The 18731-nt window shown below is 70.9% G+C and carries 16 protein-coding genes and 2 pseudogenes; 8 read left to right on the top strand and 10 right to left on the bottom strand.

What is annotated here, in order from left to right; genetic code table 11:
* Positions 1-5 precede the first annotated feature (5 nt).
* Positions 6-419, top strand: a complete 414-nt coding sequence (locus tag AB0C36_RS32725; protein ID WP_358361343.1) for a hypothetical protein — start codon at positions 6-8, stop codon at positions 417-419.
* A 390-nt stretch (positions 420-809) separates the two neighbouring features.
* Here the strand turns inward: AB0C36_RS32725 and AB0C36_RS32720 are convergent, their stop codons facing one another.
* The 3 genes from AB0C36_RS32720 to AB0C36_RS32710 all read right to left on the bottom strand — a co-directional run bounded on the left by AB0C36_RS32720 (position 810) and on the right by AB0C36_RS32710 (position 2765).
* Positions 810-1337, bottom strand: coding sequence for a hypothetical protein (locus AB0C36_RS32720; RefSeq protein ID WP_358361342.1), 528 nt, complete (start codon positions 1335-1337; stop codon positions 810-812).
* Between the two features lie 393 nt (positions 1338-1730).
* A complete protein-coding gene (locus AB0C36_RS32715) occupies positions 1731-2327 on the bottom strand; it encodes a hypothetical protein (protein WP_358361340.1) in 597 nt (198 codons plus the stop codon).
* Positions 2328-2765: a hypothetical protein gene (locus AB0C36_RS32710; protein WP_358361338.1), complete on the bottom strand. Its 438-nt coding sequence runs from the start codon at positions 2763-2765 to the stop codon at positions 2328-2330.
* A gap of 598 nt (positions 2766-3363) precedes the next feature.
* Here AB0C36_RS32710 and AB0C36_RS32705 point away from each other — a divergent pair.
* The 3 genes and pseudogenes from AB0C36_RS32705 to AB0C36_RS32695 all read left to right on the top strand — a co-directional run.
* Positions 3364-3518 (top strand): annotated as a pseudogene (locus tag AB0C36_RS32705) (transposase); the annotation flags it as partial.
* Between the two features lie 84 nt (positions 3519-3602).
* Entirely contained in the window at positions 3603-4295 is a 693-nt protein-coding gene (locus AB0C36_RS32700; RefSeq protein ID WP_358361336.1) for a response regulator transcription factor, read from the top strand.
* Positions 4292-5743: a HAMP domain-containing sensor histidine kinase gene (locus tag AB0C36_RS32695; protein ID WP_358361333.1), complete on the top strand. Its 1452-nt coding sequence runs from the start codon at positions 4292-4294 to the stop codon at positions 5741-5743. Before AB0C36_RS32700 ends, AB0C36_RS32695 begins: the two co-directional genes overlap by 4 nt.
* 175 nt (positions 5744-5918) lie before the next feature.
* On the opposite strand, the gene AB0C36_RS32690 is transcribed toward AB0C36_RS32695, so the two are convergent.
* Positions 5919-8078 (bottom strand): MMPL family transporter, encoded by a 2160-nt coding sequence (locus tag AB0C36_RS32690; protein ID WP_358361331.1) that lies wholly within the window; start codon positions 8076-8078, stop codon positions 5919-5921.
* A gap of 107 nt (positions 8079-8185) precedes the next feature.
* Here AB0C36_RS32690 and AB0C36_RS32685 point away from each other — a divergent pair, with 107 nt between their 5' ends.
* On the top strand, positions 8186-8941 hold the full coding sequence (locus tag AB0C36_RS32685) for a tyrosine-type recombinase/integrase (protein ID WP_358361329.1): 756 nt from the start codon (positions 8186-8188) through the stop codon (positions 8939-8941).
* Positions 8942-9255: 314 nt separating this feature from the next.
* Here the strand turns inward: AB0C36_RS32685 and AB0C36_RS32680 are convergent, their stop codons facing one another.
* Positions 9256-11862, bottom strand: coding sequence for a S8 family serine peptidase (locus AB0C36_RS32680; RefSeq protein WP_358361327.1), 2607 nt, complete (start codon positions 11860-11862; stop codon positions 9256-9258).
* Positions 11863-12050: 188 nt separating this feature from the next.
* Positions 12051-13829, bottom strand: a complete 1779-nt coding sequence (locus tag AB0C36_RS32675) for a hypothetical protein (protein WP_358361324.1) — start codon at positions 13827-13829, stop codon at positions 12051-12053.
* 454 nt (positions 13830-14283) lie between these two features.
* On the opposite strand from AB0C36_RS32675, the gene AB0C36_RS32670 reads away from it, so the two are divergent.
* A complete protein-coding gene (locus AB0C36_RS32670; RefSeq protein WP_358361323.1) occupies positions 14284-14499 on the top strand; it encodes a DUF1059 domain-containing protein in 216 nt (71 codons plus the stop codon).
* A 309-nt stretch (positions 14500-14808) separates the two neighbouring features.
* Here the strand turns inward: AB0C36_RS32670 and AB0C36_RS32665 are convergent, their stop codons facing one another.
* The 4 genes from AB0C36_RS32665 to AB0C36_RS32650 all read right to left on the bottom strand — a co-directional run bounded on the left by AB0C36_RS32665 (position 14809) and on the right by AB0C36_RS32650 (position 17903).
* Entirely contained in the window at positions 14809-15096 is a 288-nt protein-coding gene (locus AB0C36_RS32665; protein ID WP_358361322.1) for a hypothetical protein, read from the bottom strand.
* A gap of 232 nt (positions 15097-15328) precedes the next feature.
* Positions 15329-16231: an ATP-binding protein gene (locus tag AB0C36_RS32660; protein WP_358361320.1), complete on the bottom strand. Its 903-nt coding sequence runs from the start codon at positions 16229-16231 to the stop codon at positions 15329-15331.
* Positions 16171-16758: a hypothetical protein gene (locus AB0C36_RS32655; protein WP_358361318.1), complete on the bottom strand. Its 588-nt coding sequence runs from the start codon at positions 16756-16758 to the stop codon at positions 16171-16173. Before AB0C36_RS32655 ends, AB0C36_RS32660 begins: the two co-directional genes overlap by 61 nt.
* Positions 16755-17903, bottom strand: coding sequence for a hypothetical protein (locus AB0C36_RS32650; RefSeq protein WP_358361316.1), 1149 nt, complete (start codon positions 17901-17903; stop codon positions 16755-16757). The genes AB0C36_RS32655 and AB0C36_RS32650 overlap by 4 nt, the downstream gene beginning before the upstream one ends.
* Positions 17904-18017: 114 nt before the next feature.
* Here AB0C36_RS32650 and AB0C36_RS32645 point away from each other — a divergent pair.
* Both AB0C36_RS32645 and AB0C36_RS32640 read left to right on the top strand, forming a co-directional pair.
* Positions 18018-18194: pseudogene (locus tag AB0C36_RS32645) on the top strand (Tn3 family transposase); the annotation flags it as partial.
* A gap of 64 nt (positions 18195-18258) precedes the next feature.
* The coding region (locus tag AB0C36_RS32640) for a Tn3 family transposase (RefSeq protein WP_358361314.1) at positions 18259-18731 on the top strand (473 nt) is incomplete at its 3' end.

Raw genomic sequence — 18731 nt, 5'->3', positions numbered from 1 at the left:
CGACCATGACCAAGTCGCCTCTCCGCCTCGCCCAAGTAGTCGTCGTACACGACGGCCTTGAACGTGGAGAGCGCGCTGCGCGTCGCGTCGTCGTCCAGGTCGTACAGATCCAGCACCGCCCCGGCCTCATCGAGCAGGAGCCGGAACGCGAGTTCCTCCGCGTGCTGACCAGTCCGCGCCACGAAGTCGACGTCAGGCGGCTCGACCATGCTGGCGGTCACGAGAATGAACCTTCGCACGAACTGCGGCGCGTACTGCTCCGCGTACGCCGACGGCATCAGGTCCGGCGCCAAGCCCTCCGCGAATTCCAGCGCAGGGCCTTCAACACCAACAGCAGCCGTGCGTCCTCGGGTGGGCACCCACCCGGTGGCGCGACCACGACGGTGATCCCGTCAGGGCCGTCGATGCCTTCCAACTGAGCCAGGAAGCCGCCGAAGACATGGGCCACGCCTGCGGCGTTGCAGGGAGTCGGACGGCGCCTTCCCGGACGGCGGCACGCAGTCCACGTGCACGACGTACGTCACGGTCTCCAGCCTGTCGCATCGACCCCTTGACCCCTAACCGTTCAAGAACGAGCACAGCGTGCGGCCTTGTTCGGCACGTGTGGTTCCGCCGTGGTCCCGCTGCGGGACCGCACAGCAGGTGGGCATCAGGCCGCAACGCCCGCCCTCACAACCCGGAACTCCTTGCGCCCAACGCCGCGAACGCGCACGCGTCCGCAGCGAGAAGGGCATCTGGTACGGCGGACACACCCTGACCCAAGCCGCAGGACCAACCCGGCAACCCCGTGAACGCCTCTGGTCACAGCACTAGCTCGGCACCGGGTCGAAACCAGGACAACGCCGGGGCGCCAGGCTCGGATCAAATTCGACCAGCAGTCTGGCTAGTTCGCCGTGCAGTTCGAAGCGCAGGGCGCCGCTGAGCCAGCGCCTGATCCACGGTCGGGCTTCCCCCGGGTCGAGGTGTCGAGCACGCAGACTTACGGAGGCGGCGGCGATTAGAGCTGCGGACTGCCATACGGGCTCGGGCTCGGGATCGGGATCGGATGCGAACGCATCGGCTTGGGCGAAACGACCTGCACTCGCTGCCATTTCGGCTCCGGTCACAGCGGGCGACGTGTCATCCGCAGACAGCAGCGATGGAAGCAATCGATCGAACCGGTCATCGTCGCCGAATCGGCCTGCCGCGCGCACGACGGCCTTCATCGCGGTCAGACTGTCGACATTCTGCTCTTGAGTCGAACTGAAGGCGGCCTCCTCGGCGATTTCGAGCAGCCGGTGGCAGGTCTCCGAACGCCGAACCCCGACGGCATTGTCGGCGGCATCGCAGCTCGGCACAGTCGGGCGGATACCAACCGCTGGTTTTGAGGGCAGCGTCGGTCCACGAGCACGTACCCACCGATATGCGATCCATGAGCGGCGACTACCCCGCTGGGCCCCCGATGCACGGTGCGGCCGAGCCCGCTCACCCAATTCGCCGCGGCCCACGTCCTGCATCACATCCCACGCCTGCCCACAGCTTGGACGCATCGCCGGCAACCGTGCGCAAGCTCGTTGGCACAACGGCGCATTCGGGCATCGATACCGCATGCTCCCGCAGCCACCAGTGTCCCTTGCGGCGAAACGTGTTTACCCGACGCCGAGTTGGGACTATCCAGTCGGACGCGGCGTCGTGAGACGGATATCCCGGGCTCCCCGCGGCAAGTTACGCTCCTGCGGCCCCCCGCGGCACTACCCACAGAGGAGCATTGACTTGCAACGGATCACTCGGGTTGTGAGCTCCGCCGGCGCCGGCTGCCTGATCCTCTCGGGGCCAGTCGCGCTGTTCGTGGCAGTGTCCGCCCCCAGTATCGCCATGGCGGCGGACAGCTCTGCCACCACCAAGCCTTTTCCGTCCGGGGCGCCGACGACCTGCCTGTACTTCTGCAACACCCCGACGAAGTCCGAGCCCTTTCCGCCTGGCGGGTCCACAGTCAAGCCCTGCGCGTTCATCTGCGGTGACTCGACGACGTCCAAGCCCACGTCCAAAAAGCCGACCAGCACCAAGCCCAAGCCCACGACCACGAAGCCCAAAGTGTCGCCGAGCAAGAAGCCGACCACCGACCAGGCCACGCCCAAGCAAACTCCTCGTCCGCAAGCGACGACCAAGAAACCGACGGCAAAGCCTTCTCCCCCGGTCACCACGAAGCCGAAGCCCTCCACGACCAAGCCCTCGGCCAAGCCCTCGGCGAAGCCCTCCGTGAAGCCCTCGACCAAGACGACGACGGGCCCGATCGAACTCAACGTGGTCGACCCGGCGCCCGAGGACGACTCGCCCTCTGTGTACATCTACACGATTTCACCCGCGCCCGAGCAGACCTCATTGTACGAACTGCCCTTCACGGTTGGTCCCAACCGCACACCCACGGCGTTCACGCCCAGTGGGTCCTTCAGCGGATATCCCACGACGAACCCGCTCATACCGACGGCATTCGTACAACCGACGGCTGACACGGGAACGACAGCTCCGCCAACGCCCTTGTCCGCGACGGCGGGTACGTCGGCGACCGAACCCACGCGCGTGCCCCTGCCGACCAGCACACCGACGACTCCGACACGGTCGAAGTCGCCTGCCGCAAAGATCGTGGCTCCGCCGACCCCCGACTCCGCACAGGACGTATCGGAGACCGAGCCGCCGACCCTGGCCAAAACCGGCGCCAAGGACCTGACATTGGTCGCTGCAGGCGGTTTTGCCGCATCCATCACCGGCGTGGGCATGCTCGTCATGACGACCCGCAGTAACCGCCCCGAGCCGGACGACAATCCGTGGGTCACGGCAGCCGCCCTCGTTCACAATCCTTGGATACGGGGACAGTAAACCGGTCCTCATCCGGGCGCTGCTGCCTGCCTCCCCAGCCGGGGCTCGGGAGGCAGGCAGGTCAACCCTTCGTGAAGCCCTACAGCAGCAGGACCACCCCGCGGATCAGCGCGAGGCTCATAACCAAGCTCTTGACTCGGCCGCCCGTGATGCGCCTCGCCAACGCGGTCCCGACCACGGCACCGCCCTCAATCACGCGGCGCCGACATCCGCACGCCCGCCGGCAGAATCGTCTTTGACCTCGGCACGAACGCGCACGGTCAGCACCAACAACTGGTGCCCCGACGGCAGTCTCGACTCCACCAGCACCATCCCCCGCCGACACAAGTCGTTCAGCGTGTCCCGGTGCTCCGGTCATGGCAGTGATGGGGACGCAGCACGCGCCACCACTGCTCGCCGGTCACCGGTCGCCGGTCGCCGGTCACCCGCCAGAACACCCCCAGGGCAACCAGGACATCAACACGGTGGACCCAGGTTGCCTGCCACGCCTCACGTCCACGTGAAGACTGGGGCGAGCACACCGAGTCCAGGGCCGCCTATGGCAACGGCCACCGGGACAAGGACGTGAGCACGCAGGCCGGTGATCTGGAGCTCGCGATTCCGAAACTGCGGGCAGGAGCTTCTTCGCGAGCCTGCCGCCGCGTCGGCGCCGCATTGAGCGTGGTCCCAGCGACGCGCTAATCCTGGCCTCAGGTTGATCGGGGACACTGAGCGCAAAAGGCATCGACTGAAAGGGGGCGGCCGGCGTGCGGATCATGATCGCGGATGACGAAGCGGCCATCCGTGAGTCGCTGGAGCGGGTGCTCCAGGTCGAGGGCTACGACACCAGCATCGTCGCCAACGGTCTCGCCGTGCTCGACGCGGTCGGCGGTGACGGCGGTGACACACTGGATCTGCTGATCCTCGACGTGATGATGCCCCGCCTCGGCGGGCTGGAGACCTGCCGGCGATTGCGGGCCGCGGGTCGGGGTCTGCCGGTGCTGATGCTGACCGCCCGCGACCAGGTCTCCGACCGGGTCGCGGGGCTGGACGCGGGCGCCGACGACTACCTGCCCAAGCCGTTCGCCACCGAGGAGTTGCTGGCCCGGGTACGCGCCCTGCTGCGCCGGCGCACGCCGACCGACGGGGAGTCGCAGATCCTGTCGTTCGCGGACGTCCGGCTCGATCCCGACCGGTTCGAGGCGTGGCGGGGCGGGCGGCCGCTGCGCCTGACCCGGACCGAGTTCTCCCTCCTGGAGGTCCTCCTGCGCAACGCGACCCGGGTCTTGACCCGCGACGCGCTGTTCGAGGCGGTCTGGGGCTTCGACATGAGCGCCACCGCCAACAACCTCCAGGTGTACGTGAGTTACCTGCGCCGCAAGATGGAGGCCGATGGGGAGCCGCGATTGATCTACACGCTGCGCGGCCTGGGATACACGTTGCGGGAGACTCCTCCGTGAGCAGGCCCGCCAGCCGGGAACCGCGCCGGCTGACCCGATGGTGGCGCCGGCGGTCCCTGCGGGCCAGGCTGACGGTGATCGCGGCGACGGCCATCGCGGTCAGCGTGTTCGTGGCCTTCCAGCTGGCCAGCGAGCTACTGGACCGGGAGTTGCAGGACACCGCCGAGAATCAGCTACGCGCCGACGCCCGCGTCCTGGCGACGAACGCGCAGCGCGCCGGTCTGGCGCAGGTCCCGCTACCGCCGTATCCCGAATTCGGTCGGCTGGTGCGGGTCATCCTGCCCGACGGCTCGACCCGGACGCCGGACGGCCAACCCGCGCTGCCCCCCGTCAGCGAGCGCGCCGGGCGCGTGGCGCAGGGCGCGTCGGCCGACCTGATGGAGTCGAAAGACAGCGACGAGGACGGTTACCGCATCTACACGCTGCGGGCGGGCGACGGCGCGGTCCAGGTGGCCCGCGTTGCCGACGACAGCCCGATCAACCGGTTCGGGTTGGGCATGTTGCTGGTCGGGCTGCTCTGCGTGGTCGGCGGTGCCCTTGTCGGGCGGGCCGTGGCGCGGACCGGGCTGGCACCGATCGACCGGCTGACCGCCGCCGCGGTACGTGTCGCGCACACCCGGGATCTCGACGCCGACATCCCGGATGAGGGCGGTGGGGAGATCCGGCGGCTGATCCAGTCGATCAACGACATGCTCGCCGCGCTCCGGGACTCCCGGCGGGCCCAGCGGCTGCTCGCCGAGGACGCCGCCCACGAGCTCAAGACACCGCTCACCAGCCTGCGCCTCAACGTCGAGTTGCTGATCCGGCTCGATCGGCGCGGCACCCTGGACAGCGCACTGCCGGCGCAGAGCCGGGCCCGGCTGCTCAACGATCTCGGCGCCCAGGTGGCCGAGTTGAGCACCCTTGCCGCCGAGCTGACCGACCTGGCGCGCGGTGACGTCAGCGACGAGAACACCGAACTGCTCGAACTCGCCGACGTGGTGGCGGCCGCCGCGGCCCGGGCGCGTTCCCGGGTGCCCGACATCGAGGTCGCGCTCGACGTGACCTCCGTGTGGGTGAACGGGCGTCCCGCTGCGCTCCAGCGGGCGGTGCTCAATCTCATCGACAACGCCGGCAAGTGGTCCCCCGCGGACCAGCCGGTCCAGGTCCGGCTCCGTGCCGAGGGCGCGTCGGCGGTGCTCGAGGTCGACGACGCCGGGCCGGGCATCGACGCCGCCGACGTATCACGGGTGTTCGACCGGTTCTACCGTGCCGACAGCGCCCGGGCGTTGCCGGGATCCGGTCTGGGGCTGTCGATCGTGCAGCGGGTCGTCGACGCCCACGGCGGCCGGGCCACCGTCGCCCGCTCCGCACGCGGTGGCGCACTGCTTCGGGTCGAGCTTCCGGCCGCGGCCCCGCCCGCCCCGATCGAGCGGCTCACCGCTGGGGAGGACACCGCGGCGCGCTGACCCGCCCCGGCCGCACGGCGCAGAACAAGCGGCCCCCACCGGGCAGGACACCGCGAAGCGCCGACCCCAGCCCCGGCGCGTGGCGCGCGACCAAAGGGCGGCGACCGTCGGCCCATGAACAAGGATCCGGGACGGGCCTGAGCCCCCGTCCCGGATCTCGTCCGTGCCGCGGCGCTCACCGTTGCAGCGCGGGCTCCTCGCCGTCGGAGAGGGACTGTGGGCCGTCCGGGAGCTCCGCCGCTGGAGCCGCTGGACGTGACAGCCCGCTGGGCCACCAGATCCGCCGGCCGATCAGCAGGGTGAGGGCGGGCACCAGGACCGACCGCACCAGCAGGGCGTCGAGCAGCACGCCGAAGGCAACCAGGAACCCCACCTCGATCAGCATCACCAGCGGCAGTGTGGTGAGGACCGCGAATGTCGCCGCCAGGACTATGCCTGCCGAGGTGATGACGCCACCGGTGGCGGAGAGGGCCTTGAGCATGCCCTCTCTGGTACCGAGGCGCACGGTCTCCTCCCGGGCCCGGCTGGCCAGGAAGATGTTGTAGTCGACGCCGAGCGCCACCAGGAACAGGAATGCCAGCAGCGGCACCGAAGAGTCGACGCCCTTGAACCCGAGGATCGTGTCGAACACGAACACGCTCCCGCCGAAGGCCGCGGCGAATGAGACGACCACCGTGGCCATCAGGACCAGCGGGGCCACGACCGCTCGGAGCAGCAGCCCGAGGACGATCAGGACGACGGTGAGCACGAGCGGGATCACCAGCTTCTCGTCGCGCCTGGTGGTCACCTCGGTGTCGAGGTTCTCCGCGCTCGGCCCGCCGACGATCGCCTCCGCCCCGCTCACCGAGTGCACGGCGGTGCGCACCCGCTTGATCGTTTCGTACTCGGCGACGGTGTCCGGCGCGTCCGTCGGGAACACGGAGATGTCGGCCCAGCCACCGCCGCCCTCACCCGGGATGGCCAGGGCCACACCGTGCGTGCCTTTGACGATGTCGAGCACCCGCTCCTGGTACGCCGGCCGCGTGAGGATCGTCATCGGTTGACCGCCCAGCTCCGGGAAGTGCTGGCGGAGAACGGTGAAGCCGGTGACCGACTCCGGCGCGGACAGGAACTGGTCCTGCTCCCGCAGGGCGCCGGTGTTGCCCGCCAGCCCCATGGCGAGCACGCCGAGGACGCCGAGCGAGCCGAGCGTCGCCACCCACCGGCGGCGGCTGATGGCGGCGCCAAGCCGTCCCCACAGCCCCGGCTTCTCCTCCGTGGCCGTGCTGAACCGCGGGATGGCCGGCCAGAAGATCCGCCTGCCGAGCACCACAAGCACCGCCGGGAACAGCGTCAGCATGGCCACCAGCGCGCACAGGATGCCGGCCGCGCCGATCGGCCCCAACCCGCTGGTGCTGTTCAGGTCGGCGACGAGCAGGCAGAGCAGGCCGGCGATCACGGTGGCCGCGGACGCGACGATGGCCGGTGCCGCGCCGCGCAGCGCGTGGACCATCGCGACCCGGACGTTCTCGTGGTGGTGCAGCGTCTCCCGATATCGAGCGATGAGCAACAGCGCGTAGTCCGTGCCGACGCCGAACACCAGGATCGTCAGCAGCGCCGAGTTCTGGTCGTTGACCACGATGCCGAAGCCCTTGACGAGCAGGTAGACGGTCGCCATCGCGGTCAGTGCGGCCGCGCCCACGGCCACCAGCGGGATCAACCACAACACGGGGCTGCGGTAGGTGAGGATGAGCAGGAGCGTGACGACGACGACGGTGGTGAGCAAGACCTGCACGTCGATGCCGTCGAAGACGGCGTCCATGTCGCCGTCGACCGCGGCCGGGCCGGTCACGTCGAGTTCCAGGCCCGCGGGGCGGTCCTTCGCGGCGTCACGCAATGGGCCGACGACGGCCTCCGGCGCGCCGTAGGCCGTACTGACCTCAAGGGTGAACATCATCGCCTTGCCGTCGGTGGACGGCCGCGTCGGTGGGCCCTCGTCGTCGCCGCCCCCCGGGGCCGCCACCTTCGGCGGGTACCGCTTGGCAAGGGTGTTGTAGTGGCGCTCCACCGTCGCGCGGTCGGCGTCGGTCATGCCGCCGGCGCGGTGATACACGAAGACGAACGTGTTGTCGTCACCGCCGGGGAGACTGTCCTCCAGTACCGCGACCTTGGTGGACTCGGCGCTGGCCGGCAGGGTGTCCGCGGCGCTGTCGGTGGTGACCGAACTCAACTTTCCGCTGAGCGGCACCATGAACGCCGCCAGCACCACCCACAAGCCAATCACCAACCACGGCACCCACCGGCCTGCCAACCGACCCGCCGGCGCTTCCTCGGACGGCGCTGCGTTGACTGCCATCACCAGCCTCCTACATACGAGTTGCATCGCTTATCTGAGGCCTACTTCCTAACGAGCGAACCTGAGGCAACCGTTAGAGCCTGTGAAGCAACCGGCGTCCGTTGGAGATGGCGATGTTGATCATCGACGTCCTGGGTGGGTGCGTCGCGGTGAATCTCCGCGCCGCTATCCGTCGGACACCTCGGATACCCAGTGCAGATCACCGCGCCGCACATCCCGGTCAGAAGTACTCGACGGGCGCCCGGTCTTGGTCCTCTCGACTCGGTGGTGGCGGTGGTCGGACACTGGAAGTGCCCGGGGACCGTGCACGACCGGAGGCGATCACCATGGGCTCCTCCACAACCGCGGACGCGTCTACCGCCGCTGCAGCTGCCGTAATTCCGAGCGACACCAGCTCGGCGCACACTGCCCCAGGCTCGCCACCGACCCCGACCACAGGACATGGGCGTTCGCCGTCGATGTCCCCGCACCGCGAGCACATCGCACCACCGTCCGCCGAAGGCTTCGCCGACGAGCCCGCCGCCCGCGCAGCGCTTCGACGGCTCCTCGACGGTGAGGCCGGCGGGTTCGACGCGGATCCGAACCGGACCCTCCCCGAATACCTAGAAGCCTGGCTCGCGGAGAAGCAACTCACGCTCAAACCCACGACGTACGCCCGCTACCGCGACTACGTCAACAACGACCTCATCCCCCGCCCTCGGCACCCTGCGCCTGGACGACCTCGGACACCGACAGATCCTCGCGCTTCTGGTGGCCGAGTATTCGACCAGGACAGGCTGCGGCCCGGGAGTGGTGGCGGCGCCGTCGGCCGCGTCGCACATCCGGCGGCGGCCTGCATGTGCCTCTCGCCCGTCGCCTGCTGACGGGCCTTGATCTCGCGCCTGTTCGGGTCGGCCATCACACACGCACGCTTCCGGCCGCGCTGCCCACGCTCGCGTCGGCCCGGTCGATGCGGGATGGCGGAACTGCTGCGCGGTGGCGTGGCCTTGGTCGTGGGCCGGGGCCCGGGCACGAGGTTTCGGCGCGAGACGGCGGGCGGCCGCGGGCCACCCCGCCGCCCACCGGCGCTGCCAATTCACCGCTCAGGGAGGTGGTCGAAATCGGTGGTGTACAGGGCGATCCCGTCGAACATGAAGCGATGCGGCCATGAAGCGATGCGGCGCACCGTGCCAGGTCTTTACCGCGGTGGAGGGATGGGTACCTCGGTTCGTGTCGGGGTGGCCCACACTCGGCCGGCCACGGGGCCGAGGTCGCCTTGGGCGAGGTCGGTCGGCGTGGCGGGTTCGAGGGCGGCCTTACCGTCGCGGACGGTGAGCCAGCCGTGCTCGGTGGTGCCGGTGCGCCCTTCCAGCGGGCGGCCGGTGGTCATCTTCTGGTCGAGCCGCTGCCAGGAGGTGCCGTTGAGTTGCCACAGGCCGGCCGGGGCGAGCCGTTTGCAGGGCTGCCCCGAAGCGATCAGGTACGTCGACATGGTGCCGAACAGGCTGCCGCCGTTGAAGAACAGCTCGTCGACCTGGAGCCCGGGCGGCGCCTTCGTCTGGGAGATCTCCTTCAGGTCCGCGCCCGCGAGGACGTGGATGCCTTCGGGCGACCCGCAGCTGGAGTAGCCGGTCGCCAAGGCCACCTTCGTGCCGTCGGCGGAGACCGCGATGTCGCCGGAGTCCCCGATGCCGGGCACCCCGACATCGCCGAGTACCGACCCGAAGACCTCGTGGGACGGGCCCGCCTGGCCCGACGTGGGGTCGACAAGCCACATCGTGTCCAACGAGTGCGCGCCGCCGGACGTGTGCACGAACAACTTGCCACCTACGCTGCCGTGCAAGGTGATGTTGCCGACCTGGTCATGGGGGAACACCACGGGCGACGAGCCGATCTCGTCGAGGGTGTGCGCGTTGAACCGGGTCAGGGTGCCGTCGTACGACATCCGCACGACGAGGTCCCCGGTGGCCGCGCCGCCGGACGGGTCGGTGACGGCGGCGTTGTCGACGAGCGCCGGCCGGCTGTTGGGGTCGTCGCACCAGTCGCACGGTTTCTCGACCACCTGGGTGCCGGGGCCGGCCCATGAGAACAGGGTGCTGCGGTCGGCGCCGACCAGCAGGGTGTGGTCGGCGGACCAGGTGAGCCAGCGTACGGGGGCCTGCGGGTCCACGCGGCGCACCGAGTTCGACGTCTTGCCGTCGTAGACGTACAGGGTGCCGTCGGTGACGTACGCGGCCTGGGTGCGTGCCGCGAGGTCCGCGGGACCGGGCGTCGGCGACGGGCCCGTGGGGGTGCCTGGCGAGGGGGCCGGTGGGCCGGCTCGCATGCGGTCGAGCATGCCGGGGATGTTCAGCAGGCCGCGTCCGCTGCCTTTCTTGTCGCGGTTGAGTACGTAGAGCTTCTTCATGTCCGCGGAGTCCCTCAGTGCCGCGATGATTTCGTCGGCACTCGCGTCGGGGCGGACGAAACGCGCGATCGCCGCCGCGGCGGCCACGTGCGGCGCCGCCTGCGACGTCCCTTGGATCCGCGCGAAGTCGCCGCCGGGCGCGTCGGACTCCACCATGTCGACGGTCCAAGGACCGACGGGCGGCCCGCCGTTGTCGCCGCCGGGTGCGACCAGGTCGATCTCGTCTCGCTTGGTCGAGTACGACGTGACCTCGCGATTGCGATCGACCGCCCCGACGTTGACGACCCCGTCGAAAGTCTGCGGGACCTGCCGCTGATTGCGGTCGACGCAGTCCTTGTCGAGCGGGTTCCCGGCGAACCGGCCGCCGCAGTTGCCCCCGGAGGAGACCAGGACCACCTGCGCGGCCCGGGCGTACTGGACCGTGGCAGCCCAGAGCGTGATGGCGCCGCGGTACTCGGGTGTGTCGTAGGACTTGTACGCGGCCCCGAACGACATGTTCACCACATCGGCGCCGTGGTTGACCGCCCACACCACGCCGACCCACGAGGAGGGCCCCGAAGGGTTGATGCCCTTCAGCGCGACGGGCACGTCCAGGATCGACACGCCGGGCGCGACACCGGTGATGCCGCCGTTGCCGTTGCGGGCGCCGATGATCCCGGCCACGTGCGTGCCGTGCCCGTCGGGGTCATGCGCTCCTTCGCCCGCGAAGTGGCGGCGTCCGACCACGGCCGCCGCCAGGTCGGGATGTGTCTCGTCGATCCCGGAGTCGACTACCGCGACGACCACGCCGGTGCCGTCCGGCCACGGCAGGTCCGTCGACCCCTGCGGAACGCCGAGGACGTCCAGGGCCCATTGGTTGTCGCGGCGGTCCTCCAGGGCGGGCAGGTCCACCGCGTCCGGCGAGATTGGCAGGGTGTCCGGCGACATGGGCGGGGCGACTGCCGATTCCACGACGGCCGGGTCCCGCGACAGCGCGTCGCGGCGTGCCTGCACCTGGTCGGCGGGCAGGTACTCGGTCGTCATGGACAGGCAGGTGCCGTCCACCCGCATGACGTCGAGGGCCCTGAGCGACGGGTCGTCCGGGCGAGGTGCGGGGTCGGGCCGGTCGCATTTCGGGTCGGGCACAGCCTGGCGGATCAACGCCAACTGCCGGTCGTCGAGCACGTCCGCGGGCCGGATCCGCCCGGCCGGGCCGTCGTCGTCCCGCAGCACGACCACCAGCACTGCCGCGACCAGCGCGAGGACCACGCCCACCGCGATCAGCCCGAACACGCGCCGCCGACGCGGCGCGGGCGGCCGGGCTCCTCCCCCGCCGGGCGGGTACCCCGGGACGGTCGGCGGTCCTGGCGGGCGCGGCGGCTGGTTCGGCGGGTGGCTCGGGGGCGGCGGCGCGCTCATCAGCCGCCGCCTCGTGGAGTCGACGCAGTATGTGGTCCGGTCGCGGTGTCATCCTCGGCAGGCTGAGTCACGACCGCCGACGATAGCGCGATGGCCCGGCGCCCAGGTCGAGCAACGAGTTGGCTGCGCGCAGGACGGCCGATGACCGCCGAATCCGGCGGCCGGCCCACACTTCGCCCGCCGATCTGTTAGGGGACGGTTTTCAGGAAGATCGACGGGCCGTCGAAGGTCTTCGAGGCGTCGACGCCTTGCCCGTTGGTGAAGTCCTTTGTCTCGTTTCCCGCCCAGTCGGCGATCGGGGTGCCGTCCACGGAGAGCGGCCGGTACGCCGTGCCGTCCCAGCCGAACCGGTAGATCCGCTTCGGGTCGGCGTAGTACGGCTGGTACGGCCCGTCCTCTGCGGCCTGCTTGCTCATCTCGTTGTGGAAGAAGACATTGTCGGGACCGGACGCCCCCGACCACTTGACCGCCTTGGGGCCCGCCGCCCACCAGATCGGGTACCAGTCGGCCCCGTCCGGGTCGGAGCCGCCCTCGTCGCCGCAATTGGCCTGGCAGCTGTCCGGTCGGTGCCCGGCGCCCACGACGACCTTGTTGAGCTCGAACAGGTTGTGGCGTTCCCAACCGCCGTGCAGGTTGAGGTCGGAGTCGAAGCTGTTGCCGATCACGACGTTGCCGGACGCGGACCACTGGATGGTGAAGTGCCGCAGGTTGACGGCCTTGTTGCCGGCGTACAGCGAATCCCACATGCGCGAGCCGCGCAGGTACCCGTTGCCGCCCTTGCCCTTGTTCCAGGACCCGTTGAGGGTGTTGTCGACGATCGACAAGTGCGACGCCTCTTCGGTCACGATCGGGTGCGACCCGGTCATCTGCATCGAGACGCCCTTCACCCACGAGTCGGCGGCCCACTTGAGGACGATGCCGTGCATCGCGGACGCGGGGTCCATGTTCCCGTAGTTGTCCACCGACGCGGCGGCGTCGAGCTTCTCCTCGGTCTGGGTGATGGACAACGCCTCGATGCCGACGCCGAGCACGGGGTCGACCAGCGGCGCGACCTTGGAGGGGTAGGGCTTGTTGCGGATCGGCGCCGAGCCGTCGGAGACGGAGTCGACCGGGACGTCGTACTCCAGCGGCTTGTCGAGGGTGACGGTCTTGGCCCCCGCGTCGATGGCGGTGACGGTGAAGATCTGCTGCCGCATGTGCAGGTTCTCCATGCCGGAGTCCTTGCCGCCGGTGCCCGCCGCGTTCATCGACTCGTAGAACTTGCGGGAGTTGGCCGCCCGGACGTTGACCAGGGTGCCGACCTTGAGGTTGTCGAGCTCGGCGTTCCGGGCGAGCGGTACGACGGTGTCTCCGGCGCGCGCGGCGAACCCCGCGTCACCCGGCTTCTCGCGCAGTTCGACGCCGGCCTTCCAGTGCACATTGACAGTGCCCTCGAACAGGTCCTTGCGGTTGTCCGGGGCCGAGTCGTGGTCCTTGGCGTAGTCGGGATGCACGGCCCGGGACTGGACGCGGAAGAGACCGCGGCCGGGCCACAGCCAGCCGCCGGAGCCGTCCTCGTACTCCATCTTGTCCTGGTCCCAGCGGGTGCCGTCCTTGGTGACGGTGTCGTAGCGGGTGTCGGCGTCCGGCGTGTACACCAGCCGAGTGCCGTTGGCGGGGTCGGCGCCGGCGCCGCGCACGATGAGGTAGTCGGCGTCGAGGTGGATCTCGTGCGTGATGTCCAGTTGCCCGGCGGGCAGTTGGATCAGGCTCTCCTTGTCGTACGAACCCGACGGAGAGCACGCGGACTTGATCTGGTCGACCGCCTTCTGGATGCCGTCGGTATCGTCCTTGCCGTCGTTTGCCTTGACGCCGAACTGGCCCGAGAGCACGTCCGGGGTGATGCGGCACTGCCCCTCGGAACGGATGGCGCCGTCGCCGGGCAGCGGCGCGCCGGAGCGGAAGCCGGCCTTGGACCAGTCGTACATGCCCGGCAGCGGCGCCCGCCGGTTGTCGGAGGTGAGCTGTAGGCCGACGATGGGCGCGCCGGGGTCGTTTCCGGCGAGGCGCGGGCCCTGCTGGGGTACCGGGCCCGGCCTTCCGTTCGCCGCCCCGTCGGATGCGGAGTCGTCTCGGACGACGAACCATGCGATCAGCAGACCGGCGATGACGATCCCGGCGATGGCTGTGCTCGTCCATGCGCGCCTGCCCAGTACTCAGCCCTCCCGATGCCGACGGTCACACGACCGACTGGTTTCCCACGCTCGCGATCCATCCGATCATCCGATCGCGCGTGCCACGCGGAAAGCGCCCGTACGTGAGGGATTCCCCTCGGCACGGATCGGCGCCGCGGGCGTCCGGTTGACGCCGTAGCGTCGGGCGCGAGAGTGGAAGACGAGGGCCGCCGCGCCCCTGCGGCGGTCGCGGCGAGAGGAGCCGGCCATGGCCCGCAAGGTCGCCGACTGCACCAAGGCCCCCAACGAGGTCGGATGCAGCTTGGTCATCATCGGTGAAGAGGACGAGGTCCTGCGCGCGGCGATGGACCACGCCGTCCGCGTCCACAGCGAACCCGAGACCGACGAGGTCCGCGACTGGATCCGCAACGACCTCGAGGACGAGAACACCTGGCTCGCCGCACACCACCCCACCCCGGCCTGACACGCCCGTCGGATCGACCGGCTCCTGGGGCCCGTACGCCAGGGGCGGAGGCGGCCCGCGCCCACGCCGGCTGGCATGCGGCACGGCATGCACGTCCGTACCGCCACGCGTGCCGACCTCCCGCAGCTCCTGGCTCTGCTCGCCGACGACGCGGACGCGGCCGGCCCCGACGGCCCCGACGAGACCACCGTGACCGAGGCGGACGAGCGCGCCTTCGCGGCAATCGACGCCGAATCAGCAGCGTGCGCCACGACGGCCAACGGCGGCGGTACTCCCGGTTGGTGCATGCGGTACGCACGAGGCGGGGGGTCACCGGCGGTCGCCTCCCAGCAGGGCTGCGACCGCCGGGTGCGGGGACAGCCGCGGGTCGGCGCCGTCGACCGGTTCGTACTGGTCGATGCGCCACGCGCCCGCCTCGTCGACGACGCGGACGGCCATGACCACCTCGTACGGTTCGCGGCCGGGCTCGGTGACGGTGTGCCGGGTGGCCACCGCCCAGCCCGCCGGGTGCGTGCCGGTCGCCGGAACCGGCAGCGGAGCATCGACGCTGACCGGCGGGACGGCGCCCCATCGGCCGGACTGCCCAGTGCGACGCACCGGGCGACGCTGTCGCCGTGTCGCGCCCGGGCGGTCTTGGCCGCGCACACCGTCGGCCAGTCACTGGCGAGCACAGCGCGCTGATAGTCCGCGGCGGCCATCGACACTGCGGCGGGCGGGCCGGGTTGCGCGACCGGTGCGCCGCCGTTCCCGGGACCGGTGCAGGAGACCAGCAACACGGCGGCGGGGACGACCGCGGCTTGGGCCAGGCGCCGCCGGATCCTGCGGGCGATCACGCGGACACCTCCGCGTGATCCGTGGCGGGACGCGGGGCATGCCAGGCAGAAGGCACGCCTTCGGCGCCGTCGTCCACCCCGTCCGGCACGGGTTCGCAGGCGGTGGGCGTGGTGGACAGCAGCGTGGCGAGGTGGGCGCTGGGGATGTCGATCTGCACCGTCGCGCTCCTGAATCGGGGGTCGCGCATGATGGCGTGGCCGTGCCGCACGGACCCGTCCGGGGCGATCCCGATGGCGCGGATCAACTGCCGCGTATGCGCGTCGACCGGCAGGTCCAGCAGCTGGGCGAGCGCATCCTGCTGCGCCTCGGAGGTGAGTTGGAACCCCCACACCGTGCTCAACTGCTCGACCAGGCCCGGCAGATCGACGATGCTCGCCGGGTCCTGCGTGTCCGAGGCCAGGGAGGTGTTCCAGGCGCGGCCGACGCGGGCGATGTACTCCAGGTAGGAACGCCCCTGCGGGCTGAAGGTCAGAACGTGGACCTCCGGGATCGCCACCAACTTGCGCATCAGGCGTAGTTCGCGGCTGGACGCGGTCGCCAGCGCGTACGCGATCAGGGACTGCATCAGCGCGACCGACAGCCGGTGGGTGACCTCCCAGTCCTCCCGCGCCGAGCCGACCGGCGGGAGCAGCATGCCGGGGACCTGGACCAGCCACAGGCCCGGCATCGACTCCAGCAGCGTCGCGCCCTCCGCGGGGCGGCCCAGCACCGGCGCCCCCAGCCCGGACGCGGCGAAATTGGCCAGCGCTGTGCCGCACTCGGCGGCCAGCCCGCTCCCGGCACGCAGTTCCTCCAGGACCTTCCACGCCGCCGGGCGGGGCCGGGCGGCGACGTCGGTCACCGCGGTCTGGATCGCGGTCTCCGCGCCGCGGGCACGCAGGTGGCCGGGCAGCAGCATGTGCAGCTGCGCGGCGACCTCGGAGCGGCCTGCTCGATCGGCATCAGCCCGAACAGGTCCAGGACGCCGGCGTGCTCGGCGCCGGGGGTCACCAGGTGCGCGGGCAGCCCGAAGTGCCGTCCGGCGTCGATCAGTCCGCCCAGGTCGCCCTTGAAGTCGAGGGCGTACACCATGGCGCCCATGAACGCCGCGTCCAGGGACTGCAGCGCCAGCAGCGTCGTCTTGCCGCGTCCGGAACGGCCGATGATCGCGGTGGTCGTCGCGTCGCCGCGCGCGGTGCCCGCGGTCAGGTCGTGCCGGACCAGGCCCGGCGTGGATCCGGTGAGCACGCCGACGATCGGGCCCGCGTCGTCGCCGACCTGCGCGCCGCCCCAGAACCACGACCCGGCCAGCGCGCCGACTTCGCGGGTGTGGCCCAGGTCGGTCACGCGCAGCCGGTCGCCGACCTGGGCTTCGAGCCACAGCTCGCGCTGCTCTTCGGCGGCGAGGACCACCTCGATGCCGCAGCCGCCGTAGAACCCGATCACCGCGTCGACGCGGCGCGCAGGTCCTCCAGCGACGCGGTGCAGGTGACCAGCAGGCGGGGGTGGTCGTCGACGAGGGTGACGTCGTCGCGGAGCATCGCGCGCCGCAGCTCCGCCATTGTCTCCTCGGTCTCCTCGATCTCCCTACTGGTTTCCCCCGCGTGCCCCTGCGCCGCCGACATCCGCTGCTCCTTGGCGAGCTTGCGGGCCGCGTCGACGCGTTTGAGGCCGTCGCGGCGCTTCAACACCCGGAAGCGGACGGACGCTTCGGGACTGACCGGCCACACCGCCGAGGCGGTGTAGTCGTCGGCGTCGTCGAAGTCCGGGACGTAGGAGATCTCGGAGAGAACGCGCAGCCACTCGCCCGCGCCCGGCGAGGTCATCTCCTCCGGGAAGCCGGTCATCGCCAGGACGCTGGTCCACGCGGCGACCTGCCCTTCGACGTCCATGACGCGGACGTGGTCCGGGTAGGGGAGCACGCGGCCGCGGGTCAGCTGCGCCAACCTGGCGCCGGTCACCGCGCCGCCGCCGGGTGCGGGCGCGTCGCGGTGCAGTTCGCGGGCGATCAGCCAGGCGAGTAGGTCCACCGCGGCGGAGCGGGCCCTCCAGGGAGTGCCCTCCAGTTGGCGGCCGAGGCGGAGCGCTGCCGCGTCCAGGCGGGCGAGCTCGCGCCGGTCGACCGCCCCGGCGTTGCCGAGCCCGACCACCGACGCCGCGGCGGCCTTGGCCTGCGCCCTGGCGCCGGCGGCGCGGTCGGCGAGCTTCACGCCGAGGAGCAGGTGCCGCTCCGGGAGGGCGAGTTCGCGCAGCCGCTCCACGCGCAGCGCGGCCCACGCCGCGCCGTCCCCCGCGGTGAACAGCTGCTCGGCTTCGGCGGCGTACGCGTCCGCGGACACCGGCGCCCACACCACCCGCAGATGGCAGGCGTACCCGGCGACCAGCCGGGACAGCGCGGCGGCGCGGTCGTGCTCGGCGTCGCGGTCCGCCTCCGGCGCGAGGTCGGTGTTGGCGCTGTCCAGGACGAACCACGCCTCCGCCTGGTGGTCGGTGACGACCAGGCCGTCGGCGACCGCCTGGTAACGCGGCGGCGGCGCGGACCGCTCCGGACCGATCCCGACCAACCGGCCCAACGTGCGCAGCGGCTTCATACGGCGGTCCCGCCTTCCTCGAGGTGGCCGGCCGTACGGCGGGCACGGGACTTGGCGGTGACATCCGGCTACCACCAGCGGCTGCCGCTCACCGCGGTGTTCGGCTCGGGGACCTTGTCGTCCTCGGACGGGCAGCGGTTCCCCACCCGCGGCAAGTCCGTCACCGCCAGAGCACCCAGCCGTTATTTCGCGAACGAGGGGCTCTCGACGTACACGCACGTCACCGACCAGCACACCACCTACGCCACGAAGGTCATCGTCGCCACCAAGCGCGAGGCGCACTACGTGCTGGACGAGATCCTCGGCAACGCGACCGACATCCCCGTCACCGAGCACGCGACCGACACGCACAGGGGTGACGCTGGTCAACTTCGGACTGTTCGACCTGCTCGGGATGCAGCTCTCCCCGCGCATCCGGGACCTGGGCAAGGTCACGCTCTACCGCACCTCGTCCAAGGCCAACGCCGAGGCGGCGTTCCCGCCGAGCGGGCCGCTGCTGACCCGCCGCGCCAACCTCGACCTGACAGCCGGGCACCGGGACGACCTGCTCCGCCTCGCCGCGTCGCTGAAGTTCGGGCACGCAACCGCGTCCCTGCCGGTCGGCAAGCTGTCCACGTCCGGGCGGCAGAACGCCCTCGCAGCGGCGCTCAAGGAGTACGGCGCCGTGCGCCGCACGATCTACGCCGCCCGCTACCTCGCCGACCCGGCATACCGGCGCAAGATCTCTCGGCAGCTGAACAAGGGCGAGTCGCTGCACGCGCTCCAACGCGACCTGCTCTACGCCCACGAGGGCGCCATCCGGGCCCGGCACCTGGAACAGCAGACCGA

It is taken from the genome of Streptodolium elevatio (assembly GCF_040649515.1).
Lineage (GTDB): Bacteria > Actinomycetota > Actinomycetes > Streptomycetales > Streptomycetaceae > Yinghuangia > Yinghuangia elevatio.
Note: the sequence above shows the minus strand (reverse complement) of the source record. Positions and strands in the feature narration are given on the sequence as shown.